At 65.9% G+C, this 11,668-nt stretch carries 9 protein-coding genes; 4 read left to right on the forward strand and 5 right to left on the reverse strand.

Going from position 1 to position 11,668, the window contains the following annotated elements:
* The first annotated feature begins 214 nt into the window (after nucleotides 1-214).
* On the forward strand, nucleotides 215-1,531 hold the full coding sequence (locus ASG20_RS15945; protein WP_056055077.1) for an Nramp family divalent metal transporter: 1,317 nt from the start codon (nucleotides 215-217) through the stop codon (nucleotides 1,529-1,531).
* On the opposite strand, the gene ASG20_RS15950 is transcribed toward ASG20_RS15945, so the two are convergent.
* The 4 genes from ASG20_RS15950 to ASG20_RS15965 form a co-directional block, all read right to left on the reverse strand.
* Entirely contained in the window at nucleotides 1,528-3,045 is a 1,518-nt protein-coding gene (locus ASG20_RS15950; RefSeq protein ID WP_056055997.1) for a lipopolysaccharide biosynthesis protein, read from the reverse strand. The two genes, ASG20_RS15945 and ASG20_RS15950, sit on opposite strands and share 4 nt — an antisense overlap.
* 121 nt (nucleotides 3,046-3,166) lie before the next feature.
* Nucleotides 3,167-5,941 (reverse strand): DNA polymerase I, encoded by a 2,775-nt coding sequence (polA, locus tag ASG20_RS15955; protein WP_056055080.1) that lies wholly within the window; start codon nucleotides 5,939-5,941, stop codon nucleotides 3,167-3,169.
* Between the two features lie 402 nt (nucleotides 5,942-6,343).
* Nucleotides 6,344-7,300 (reverse strand): isopenicillin N synthase family dioxygenase, encoded by a 957-nt coding sequence (locus ASG20_RS15960; protein WP_056055084.1) that lies wholly within the window; start codon nucleotides 7,298-7,300, stop codon nucleotides 6,344-6,346.
* 118 nt (nucleotides 7,301-7,418) lie between these two features.
* A complete protein-coding gene (locus ASG20_RS15965; protein ID WP_056055092.1) occupies nucleotides 7,419-7,916 on the reverse strand; it encodes a hypothetical protein in 498 nt (165 codons plus the stop codon).
* A 128-nt stretch (nucleotides 7,917-8,044) separates the two neighbouring features.
* On the opposite strand from ASG20_RS15965, the gene ASG20_RS15970 reads away from it, so the two are divergent.
* Both ASG20_RS15970 and ASG20_RS15975 read left to right on the forward strand, forming a co-directional pair.
* Nucleotides 8,045-9,304, forward strand: a complete 1,260-nt coding sequence (locus ASG20_RS15970; protein ID WP_056055097.1) for a multidrug effflux MFS transporter — start codon at nucleotides 8,045-8,047, stop codon at nucleotides 9,302-9,304.
* Between the two features lie 78 nt (nucleotides 9,305-9,382).
* On the forward strand, nucleotides 9,383-9,727 hold the full coding sequence (locus ASG20_RS15975) for a hypothetical protein (RefSeq protein ID WP_056055100.1): 345 nt from the start codon (nucleotides 9,383-9,385) through the stop codon (nucleotides 9,725-9,727).
* A 39-nt stretch (nucleotides 9,728-9,766) separates the two neighbouring features.
* On the opposite strand, the gene ASG20_RS15980 is transcribed toward ASG20_RS15975, so the two are convergent.
* Entirely contained in the window at nucleotides 9,767-9,994 is a 228-nt protein-coding gene (locus ASG20_RS15980; RefSeq protein ID WP_056055103.1) for a hypothetical protein, read from the reverse strand.
* 357 nt (nucleotides 9,995-10,351) lie between these two features.
* On the opposite strand from ASG20_RS15980, the gene ASG20_RS19965 reads away from it, so the two are divergent.
* The coding region (locus tag ASG20_RS19965; RefSeq protein ID WP_443025961.1) for a hypothetical protein at nucleotides 10,352-11,070 on the forward strand (719 nt) is incomplete at its 3' end.
* Nucleotides 11,071-11,668 lie beyond the last annotated feature (598 nt).

Genomic DNA, 11,668 nt, shown 5'->3' on the forward strand with positions numbered 1-11,668 from the left:
TTCCAGAGAGGGGAGAACGTTCCCATATATTCCTTACGCACACCCGCACTCGTCATCACGGCGAAAGCCGGGATCTCTCCATTCGAATGGCTACACCCGCCAACCGGAATACCCGAGTTATCGCTGGAGTGACGGGCCGGAGGTGAACGCATTGTCACCCGACTCGCCAGCCACGCCTTGTCCCCTCTCCCTCGTTCCGGCAAAGCACCCCCCGATGTCAGCCCCCAATCTCCCCGCGTCCGGCTTCGCCAACTCGCTCGCCGAGAGCCACCGCACCGTAGTCGTCCCCGAGGGCGCGTCGTTCTGGCGTCGCCTGTTCGCGTTCGTGGGGCCCGGCTACCTCGTCGCGGTCGGCTATATGGACCCCGGCAACTGGGCGACCGACATCGCCGGTGGCTCCGCGTTCGGCTATACATTGCTGTCGGTCGTGCTGCTGTCGAACCTGATGGCGATGGTGCTGCAGGCCCTCTCCGCTCGCCTCGGCATCGTCGCCGGGCTCGACCTCGCGCAAGCCTGTCGCGCGCATTATTCGAAGCCGGTCTCGGTCGCGCTCTGGTTCCTGTGCGAGATCGCGATCATCGCCTGCGATCTCGCCGAAGTGCTCGGCACCGCGATCGCGCTGAAGCTGCTGTTCGGTCTGCCACTCGTCTACGGCGTCGTCCTCACCGCGCTCGACGTGTTCCTGATCCTTGCGCTGCAACGCTTCGGCTTCCGCAAGCTCGAAGCGTTCGTCGTCGCCTTGCTCGTGATCATCGCGGGCTGCTTCATCTTCGAGCTGTTCCTCGCGCGGCCCGAATGGGCGGGCGTGCTTGGCGGCCTCGTCCCGACGACGCAGATCGTCACAAACCCGGCGATGCTCTACATCGCGATCGGCATCCTTGGCGCGACCGTGATGCCGCACAATCTCTACCTCCACTCGTCGATCGTCCAGACCCGCGCCTTCGCTAAGGACACCGCGGGCAAGCGCGACGCGATCACGATGGCGACGATCGACGGCACCGTCGCGCTGGGCCTGGCGTTCTTCATTAACGCGGCGATCCTGATCCTCGCGGCGGCGACCTTCCACGTCGCAGGGCGGACCGACGTTGCCGAGATCGACCAGGCGTACCAGCTGCTCGCACCGATGCTGGGGATGGGCGCGGCGAGCGTATTGTTCGCGGTCGCGCTGCTGGCGTCGGGGCAGAACTCGACGGTGACTGGCACGCTCGCCGGTCAGATCGTGATGGAGGGCTTTCTCAACCTGCGCATGCCGGTCTGGGCGCGGCGGCTGGTGACGCGGTTGCTGGCAATCGTGCCCGCGGTGTTCGTGGTCGGTGCTTCGGGCGATGCGGGGGCGACGAAACTGCTGGTGCTGAGCCAGGTCGTACTCAGCCTGCAACTCCCGTTCGCGGTGGTGCCGCTCGTCAAGTTCACCGGCGACCGCACGATCATGGGCGACTTGGTCAGCCCGGTCTGGCTGAAGATCCTCGCCTGGGTAATCGCCGCGGTGATCATCGGGCTGAACGGTACGCTGCTCTACGGCATGCTCTAGGCGACCGGCGCACCCGCGTTAGGCAGGGAGGGGGCGTCGGCCTTCGGCTTCTTGGCGAACAGCGCGCGGTCGGCTGGGCCGAACGCGTATTTCCACAGGATGTAGAGATAGGTCGCGGCGATCGCGGGTTCGCCTATCGCGAGTTCGACCCATTCGTAGCGCTTGGGAAGCGCAGTGAAGGCGCCGCCGACGATGATCGCGGCGAGCGCGGCCCACACCAGCGGCCAGCGCCACGGCGACACGTTCGCGCCGAGCAGATGGCCGAGCAGCTTCGACTTGATGATCGAGGTTAGGCCTACCGACAGCATCAGCGCGATGGCCGGGCCGGCCGCCTGGTAATTGACCGGATAGCCTAGCGCGCGGATCGTGAAGATCAGGGCGAAGCTCAGGCCAACCTGGAACGCAAGCATTGCGGCCGAGATCATCAGGTTGCGGTGTCGGGCGATGTAGACGAGTGCGGATTCGCTGACCGCGCCGGTCGAGGCGAGCACTTCGGCGGTGAGCAGGAACGCGAGCGCGGCGGTGCCGGCGACGAACTGCGGGCCGACCACGCCCATCACAGCTTCGCCGGGGATCGAGCCCATCAGCGCGAGCCCGCCTTGCGCGGCCATGATCCAGAACGCGACTTGCCGTACCTGGTTGGCGATCGCCGCGCGGTCGTTGATCGCGAGGCTGTGGGTGATGACGGGGCCGAGGATCGGGTCGAAGCTGGTCTTGAGTTTCTGCGGAAGGCTCGCGACCTGCTGCGCCATGTAATAGATGCCGACGATCTTGGGCTCGAACATCACGCCGAGGATGAAGCGATCGACGTTGCGGCTGCCCCATTCGAGGATGTCGGCGCCGGCCAGCGGCACGTTGGCGCGGGCGAGTGCGTATAGCGGGCGGAGCTGGGGTTTCCAGCCGCGCGGCACGCCATAGCTGCGCAGGAACGGCACGAGGCTCGCGATCAGCGCCGCGGTCATCGAGGCGACGTAGCTGAGGACGAGGCCGTCGCGGATCGTGAAATACGAGAACGCCCAGGCGGCGATCGATATCGTCCAGGGCTCGACGACGGCGCGGGCGGTGACGGCGGCCTTGACGTTCAGCCTGTACGCTAGCGCTGCGAGGCTGACGTCGGACCAGGCGATCGCGACGATGATCAGCGGCAGGAACCGGTCGAGCCCGGTAATCGCGCTGTTCGGATACATGATCTGCGGGAAGGTGCATAGCACGGCGCTGGCGATGAGCGAGGCGACGAACGCCACGGCCATGGCGTCCCAGACGACGTTGGCGTGCGGACGGTCGGCGCTGCTGAGCGCTTGGGCGAGCCCGCGCTTGAGGCCGAGCGTGGCGAGGAGTGCGGCGAGTTCGACGACTACGACGGCGATTGCGAAGCGGCCGACGAGGTCAGGGCCGTAGATGCGGCCGGCGATGAACAGGAACGGGATTCGCGCGGCGAGGCGGAGGACGAAGCCCGCGATGTTGGTCCGACCGCCCTTGGCGAGCGTATCGATATCCTGCGTGGCTTCGGTCACCGCCAATAGCCTCCGTCACCCCGGACCAGTTCCGGGGTCCACGGTTCCGCGCACTCATAGGCCGGCGAGTACGCGGCACGGTGGATGCCGGAACAAGTCCGGCATGACGGGGGGGGCTGGCTCAATGCGCTGCGCCCCAGCTGAGCCCGGTACCGATTTCGATGCCGAGCGGCACGTCTAGCGTCACCGCGGGTTGCGCGGCGTTGGCCATCACGCGTTCGATCACAGGCTTGGCTGCCCCCACGTCACCTTCCGGTAATTCGAACACGAGTTCGTCGTGGACCTGGAGGAGCATGCGGACGTTCGGCAGCCCCGCTTCGAGCAGCGCCGGTCCCATCCGCACCATCGCGCGCTTGATGATGTCGGCGCTCGTCCCCTGGATCGGCGCGTTGATCGCCGCGCGCTCGGCGCCCTGCCGCTCGTGCTGGATCTTCGAACGGATGCGAGGGAAGTGCGTTTTGCGCCCGAACAGCGTGGTGGTGAAGCCGCTCGCGCGAACGCTTTCCGTGGTCTCGACGATGTAGTTCGAGATACCGGGGAAGCGGTCGAAATAGCGGTCGATCATCGCCTGTGCTTCGTCCGCCGACACGTCCAGACGCCCTGCGAGGCCCCAGCGTGAGATGCCGTAGAGGATCGCGAAGTTGATCGTCTTCGCACGGCCGCGGGTGTCGCGGTTGACCTCGCCGAACAGTTCCTGCGCGGTGAGGCTGTGGATGTCGTCGCCGTTCGCGAACGCGGCCTTCAGCGCGGGGACGTTCGCCATGTGCGCGGCCAGCCGCAGTTCGATCTGCGAGTAATCCGCGGCGAGGATTACGTTGCCGGGCTCGGCCACGAACGCGTCGCGGATCTGGCGGCCGATCTCGGTGCGGATCGGGATGTTCTGGAGATTGGGATCGGTCGACGACAGCCGCCCCGTCTGCGCGCCGGTCAGCGAGTAGGACGTGTGGACGCGGCCCGTCGCCGGGTTGATCTGCGCCTGCAACGCGTCGGTGTAGGTCGATTTCAGCTTCGACAACTGGCGCCAGTCGAGCACCTTCCGCGCGATCACTGCGCCGGGCGAATCCTTGTCCGCCGCGATCCGCTCGAGTTCGTTGACGTCGGTCGAATAGACGCCGGACTTGCCTTTGCGGCCGCCCTTGATGCCCATCTTCTCGAACAGCACGTCGCCCAGTTGCTTGGGGCTGCCGATCGTGAAGGGCGCGCCGGCGAGCGCGTGGATCTCGGTCTCCAGGCTCGCCATCTGACCGGCGAACTCGGTCGAGAGCTTAGACAGTTTGGCGGCATCGACCTTGATCCCGTGCATCTCCATCTGCGCGATGACGGGGACGAGCGGACGATCGACCATCTCGTAGACGCGCGTCGAGCCTTCCGCGGGCAGGCGGCGCTTGAACCGGCGCCAGAGGCGGAGCGTCACGTCGGCGTCCTCGGCCGCATAGCGCGTGGCGGCCTTGAGGTCGATTTCGTTGAAGGTCCGCTGCGTCTTGCCGGTGCCGACGACGTCCTTGAACGCGATGCAGCTGTGCGAGAGGTGCGTGGCGGCGAGTTCGTCCATGCCGTGGCCGTGCAGCCCGGCGTCGAGATCGAAGCTCATCACGATCGTGTCGTCGAACGGCGCGATTCGCACGCCGCCGGTCGACGCATAGGCGCGGCCGAGGACGATCATGTCGTATTTAAGGTTGTGGCCGATCTTCAGGACGCTCGGGTCTTCCAGCAGTGGCTTCAGCTTCTCTAGCACGAGCGCGCGATCGAGCTGGACCGGGTTTTCTGCGAGCAAATCCGTCCCGCCATGCGCGATAGGTACGTAGCAGGCGAGGTTCGGATGCAGCGCCATGCTCACCCCGACGAGATCGGCGCGCGTCGCGTCGATGCCGGTGGTCTCGGTGTCGATGGCGATCCAGCCTTGATGGCGGGCGACGGTGATCCAGCGATCGAGTGCGGCTTCGTCGACGACGGTTTCGTAGTCGTCGTGCTTGCAGGGCTCGTCCTCGTCGAACTCGGCTGTGCTTGCCGGTTCGGCAACAGGCGCTTCGGCGACCGCAGAGAGCTTGGCGATCAGCGACTTGAAGCCGTGGTGCTCCAGGAATGCCCGCAACGGCGCATCCGGGATGCCCTTAAGTTCGAGATCTTCGAGCGGCTCGGGCAGCGCAACGTCGCATTTGAGCGTGACGAGCACCTTCGACAGCCGCGCCATTTCGGCATGCTCGATCAGATTGTCGCGGAGCTTGCCCTTCTTCATGCCGTCGGCGGCGGCGAGCACGGATTCGAGATCGCCGTGTTCGAGGATCAGTTTTGCCGCAGTCTTCGGGCCGACGCCGGGGACGCCGGGGACGTTGTCGACGCTATCGCCCATCAGCGCGAGCACGTCGCCAAGCTGCGCGGGCGAGACGCCGTGGAATTTCTCCGCGACATGCTCCGCGCCGAGCCGGCGGTTGTTCATCGTGTCGTACATGTCGAGACCGGGCTCGATCAGCTGCATCAGGTCCTTGTCGGACGACACGATCGTGACTTCCCAGCCTTGGGCTAGCGCGGCTTTCGAGTAGCAGGCGATGATGTCGTCGGCTTCGAGCCCCTCGGTCTCGATGCACGGCAGCGAGAAGGCACGCGTGGCGTCGCGGATCATCGGGAACTGGGGGACGAGATCCTCGGGCGGGGGCGGACGCTGCGCCTTGTACTTGTCGTAGAGATCGTTGCGGAAGGTCTTCGACGACTTGTCGAGGATGACCGCCATGTGGGTCGGGCCGTCAGCTGCGTGGACCTCGTCGGCGAGCTTCCACAGCATCGTCGTATAGCCATAGACCGCGCCGACCGGCTCGCCATGCTTGTTGGTGAGCGGCGGCAGCCGGTGATAGGCGCGGAAGATATAGCCGGAGCCGTCGACGAGATAGAGATGGGGCATCGCGCGCGGTCTAGCGGATGCGGGGGCGGGCTCCAATGGGCGAAGCGTGGTTGTTGGGTATCAGGTGGGGAGAAAAGCGGTGGGGTGTTTTGCTCCGCTTTAACCGATCAGAACAGGCTCCACTCCGGCGGAGGCCGGGGCCCAACTGGAAAGGTGGTCGTAACGGCGCGCTGCGCTTCGTTATCACCGTCCCCCAATTGGGCCCCGGCCTTCGCCGGGGTGGGGGCGGTGGTAGCGGAGGTTTGAGGCGTGCCCGTCTTCTCAATCCTCCCCCGCCAGGGGGAGGTGGCACCGTAGGTGACGGAGGGGGAGGATACGGAACGTCGGTTCCTCCTTTCCTCCCCCGCCGTCTGGCAAGGGCCAGCCACCTCCCCCTGGCGGGGGAGGATTAATAGGGCCGGCCTACTTCTTGATCAGCCCGATCTCGACCAGCCGCTCGTACAGATAATCATGCGCGGTGATCGGGTTGGGATAGCGGTTCGCATTGTCCGGCGTGATCGTGCCCGGCAGCGTCTCGATCAGGAAGTCCGGCGCGGGGTGGAGGAAGAACGGCATCGAATAACGCGAGTGGCCGCGGCGTTCGGGGGGCGGGTTGACGACGCGGTGCGTGGTGGAGGGCAGCACGTTGTTGGTCAGCCGCTGGAGCATGTCGCCGACGTTGACGACCATCGCGCCTTCGGGCGGCTTGATCGACAGCCAGCGGCCGTTGGCGCGATCGAGCAGCTCGAGCCCGGCTTCCTCGGCACCGAGCAGCAGCGTAATGAGGTTGATGTCCTCATGCGCACCGGCGCGGACGCCTTCCGCATCGGCGGGGATGGGCGGGTAGTGGAGCAGACGAAGTATGCTGTTGCCGTCCTTCACCGCCGGGTCGAACCAGTCCGGCTTGAGCTTCAGGTGGCGTGCGATCGCCGAGAGGAGCTTGTCGCCGGCGCGGTCGAATGCGGCGAACAGTTCCAGGAAGACCGGCTTGAAGCCCTCGGGGCGCGTCGGCCAGACGTTCGGCGCCATCGTGTCCGCGTAGCGATGTCCCTCGGGGAGTTCGCGACCGACGTGCCAGAATTCCTTGAGGTCGACGACCTTGGCGTCCTTGGCGATCTCGGTCTTGAACGGCGTGTAGCCGCGCGCGCCGCCGCCGCCGGGGATGTGATAGCCACGCTTCTCGTCTTCGGGGAGGTCGAACAGGAGCTTGGTCTCGGCCCAGGCGCGCTCGATCAGGTCGGCGGGGATGCCGTGGTCGGCGACGATCGCGAAGCCGTACCGCTCGAACGATTCGCCGAACGCGGCGGCAAAGCCATCGGGGTCGGTGTCCTGCGTGGCGAGGCTAAGCGTCGGGACCTGAGCGGCGGGCGTATCGAGCATGGGGTGCGTGTCCGGTTTGGGGGATGCCCGATATAGGCGATCGGGGGTGGCGTGCCAAATGCCTGGGTTAGGGTGGGGCGAGATTTCAATCCTCCCCTTGGCGGGGGACGATCGTAGACTAGCCGCTGATGACGATCGTGCCGGTCGCCTTGTCCTTGCCGTCGGGGGCGAGTTCGAGGCGGAAGGGTTTGTTCTCGTCGGTGGTGCCGATCAGGTTCGCGCCCTCGGGATGGACCTGGTAGCCGACCTTGCCGAGCCGCTGTGCGAACCAGTCGCGGACGATAGTGGGTGTTGCCGGGCTGGCGAAGGCGACGCGCAACCCGCCCGCCTTGTCGTCGCCGACGATGTTGAGCGTCTTGATCGACGACCCCGGATACAGGCGCACGCCGTTGAGATCGAAATTGCTCGTGTCGATCTTGATCTTCGGCAGCTTCACCGAGCCCTGGAAGCCGGGCACGTCGATCTTCATCTCGCCGGTCTCGCCGTTGATCGCGCCGAGGACGTTCCCGCCATCGGCGTTGATCGAGACCGATGCGCCCTCGTTCGAGCGATCGCAGGCGGACAAGGCGAACACGCTGGTAAGGCCGACGGTGGCGAAAAAGAGCGTACGGATCATGACTGTCTCCGAAGTGTGTTGTTCTGACAATACAGATAGGGGGCGTCGACCTGTCGCGCAATCATCTCCGAACTGAGCCGGTTAGCGGGTTCCGCAAGACCGGCCGAGCGGGTAAAGGCGCTCGCATCATGCAGACCCAGGATCCCCAATCCGACGCGCCAGCGATGCGCGGCGCGCCGATCGGTTTCGTCGAGTTCGTCGCGCTCGTCGCCTCGCTGATGTCGCTGACCGCGCTCGGTATCGACTCGATGCTGCCAGCGTTGCCGGCGATCGGCGACTCGCTCGGTGTCGCGACCGAGAACGGCCGGCAGTTCGTCGTGACCGCGTTCGTGATCGGGTTCGGCGTGGCGCAGCTCGTCCACGGGCCGCTCGCGGATCGGTTCGGGCGGCGGACGGTGCTGCTGTGGTCGCTGGTGCTGTACATCATTGCCAATGTCGCCTGCGCGACTGCGGGAAGCTTTACGCTGTTGCTGGCCGCGCGCGCGTTCGGTGGCGCGGTGATCGCCGCGGCGCGGGTCGCGACGATCGCGCTGGTGCGTGACTGCTATCACGGGCGGGCGATGGCGCGGGTGATGTCGATTGCGTTCATGGTGTTCATGATCGTCCCCATCCTCGCGCCGACGTTCGGTTGGACGGTGCTGCAGTTCGGTGACTGGCGCGCGATCTTCTGGACAGTTGCGGTGCTGACGCTGGGCGTGCTGGTCTGGTTCTACCTGCGGATGCCCGAGACGCTCGCGCCGGAGAACGTCCTGCCGATCACGCCGGGGCGCATCGTCAGCGATTGGCGGCAGACGCTGAGCGATCGCAATTCGCTGGGCTATACGCTCGCGTCGACCGCGCTGATGGGGGCGCTGTACGGCTATCTCAATTCGATCCAGCAGATCATGGCGGATGTGTTCCACAAGCCGACTTTGCTCGCGCTGATCTTTGCGACGACGTCGGTGACGATGGCGGCGTGCAACCTGCTCAACTCGCGGATCGTGATGCGGCTGGGGACCCGGTTGATCAGCCACGGCGCGCTGTCGGTGCTGATCCTCGTGTCGCTCGTCCACCTGTTTGCGATCGAGATCGGGTTCGAGACGCTGGTCAGCTTCGCGGTCTTCCAGGCGCTCACGCTCGGCTGTTTCGGGCTGGCGACGTCGAACTTCTCGGCGATGGCGATGGAGAATATGGGGCGGATCGCGGGCACCGCGTCGAGCGTGCAGGGGTTCCTGAGCGTCACGGTCGGCGCGGTGTTCGGTGCGCTGATCGGGCAGGCGTTCAATGGTACGACGGTGCCGCTGGTCGCGGGCTTCCTGCTCGCGGGTCTCGCCGCGCTCGTCGCCATCCTAATCACGGAACGAGGTCGCCTGTTCCGGCCGGCGTCGACGGCGGCCGTCCGCGCTTGAAGGAACCACCGCGCACGTCCACCGTTCGCATCCGGTAGGCCCGCATTATGCGGGCGTCGTTGACGAGGGAGTGTGACGATGGGCGGACATCAGGTGCCGAGTGCCGGTTCGGGCGACGACGGCTATGACGAAGAGGGCTATGACGAGAGCCAGCGTGCCGAGATCCTCGAAGCGACGCGGAGCGGCCCGACCGACGGCATCATCCTGACCGATCTCGATCCGGATCTGGGCGAGGACGATATCGACGACGAGTCGATCGACGAGACCAAGATGGACGCGGAAGAGGTCGGTGAGAGCGATGCCTCGGTCACGATGGACGAAGACGACATGGACGAGGACGACGTCCAGGACGAACTCGACGATGGCAGCATCGACGACGACGAGGACCTGAAGGACGCCGACGATGTCGCATTGAAGCCCTGACCAAAGCGCGGGATGGCGGCGCTGGATCGTCCGGTACCGTCAGTCCGCGTTGGCGAGAATTTGCAGATCGTGCATATCGAACGCCGAGCCGGTCGCGTCTTGAGCGTCTGGCCTGGCGTTGCCGGCGCGGGCCGCGGCCGAATTCGGCGGCGGGGTTTCGGTGACCGCCGATGGGGCGGCGCCGGCGACGTCGTACGCCGTCCATAAGATCCCGGCCGACCAGAAGAGGGCCGCCCATCGACTGCGGAAGAGACGCGCGAAGCCCATGGCCTCGCCTATCCAGTCGTGATTACCACGACGTCGACGCACGCGGTTAATAGCGAAGACACGCTTGGCGCGGCTGCATTTTCGCCACTATTGCCTTGAGATTGCCGGTATTTGTTCATCTCGGCGACAGGAAGCGTTGCTGCATTGCAACACCTTCCGGAGGTTCCGAGGTCTGCGGTCTTTTTGGTGCAACAAAGCGGACGCCCACCGGTTTCGACTTGCCTGGACCAAGCCGTCGCATCGTGCGGCCGGGGGCCACGTAATCAACGATAGAAGGTCTGTTTCTCCATGCGTACGCTTTCCCTGGCCCTCGTCCTCGCGGCCACCGCATTCGCAGCCCCTGCCGTCGCGCAGGACATGGCCGCCCCCGCCCCGACCGACAACAGCGCAGCCCCCGGCGAAGCGGCTGCACCCGACGGCTCGAAGGCGTTCGGGATCGAGCCTTATGTCGGCATCATGGGCGGTTGGGAGCAGTTCGACAACGTCGGCAACCACGGCATCCCGCGCGCGCTGAACTCGGATGGCTCGGTCCGTAACAACTACCGCGCRGACGGCGCGCTGGTGCAGGGCGTCGTCGGCGTCAACGTGCCGCTCGGCCCGGTCTTCGTCGGCGTCGAAGGCAACGTCATCAAGGGCGTCGATGGCAACATCGATTGGGAATATGGCGCAGCAGGCCGCTTCGGCTTCCGCGCCGGCGCGCTGGTGCAGGGCGTCGTCGGCGTCAACGTGCCGCTCGGCCCGGTCTTCGTCGGCGTCGAAGGCAACGTCATCAAGGGCGTCGATGGCAACATCGATTGGGAATAYGGCGCAGCAGGCCGCTTCGGCTTCCGYGCCGGCGACAGCGGCATCTTCTACGGYAAGGTCGGCTACCAGTGGGTCAATTTCGACCACTTCGCGCAGTTCTCGACCAATGGCGGCCGCACCAACCGTGACTACAACGCGGTGACCTACGGCATCGGCGCAGAAGTCGGTCCGCAGAGCATCGGCCTCAAGGGCATCACCGGCAACGCCGGCTTCCGCATCCGCGCCGAGGTCAACACCTTCGGCACGGCGCAGAGCTTCCGTCCGATGCTCGGNCGAAGCCGCGCGTTGGTGCGCCAGAACAGATATGAGTCGGTCCGCAGAGCATCGGCCTCAAGGGCATCACCGGCAACGCCGGCTTCCGCATCCGCGCCGAGGTCAACACCTTCGGCACGGCGCAGAGCTTCCGTCCGATGCTCGGTATCATCACGCACTTCTGAGCCTTGCGCCCGTCACCGGGCATGAGTTGAACGCGTAACGGGGGCGGGGAGTGGCAACACTCCCCGCCCTTCGTGTATCTGGCGTTTTCAACGGGTTGGGCGCTGGAAGTGCACGAAGTGCAGACGCTGGCGCGATACCGTGCATGTCCTGCACACGGTGTGGATCGGTTAGGGGTCGATCCGGTTGGGGAGGGTGCGGGGCCATGCGCCGATTTGCGCACGGTCGCGCGGTGTAGGACAGCAAAACCTCGTCACGCACAGGGGGCGCCGATGCCTCTCGGTGTGTCGATCGCTTTCGTGGCCGCCACGATGCGCTCGCCATGTCGAGCTACCTCTCGCAGATCGTCCCGCAACCTTTCGGCGTCGTTGCTAGTGTAGATCGGGGCCAGCCGGAGAGCGTGACTGGCCCGCGCGCTGTCGTCGCCGGCACCGT

It is taken from the genome of Sphingomonas sp. Leaf198 (assembly GCF_001424005.1).
Classification (GTDB): domain Bacteria; phylum Pseudomonadota; class Alphaproteobacteria; order Sphingomonadales; family Sphingomonadaceae; genus Sphingomonas.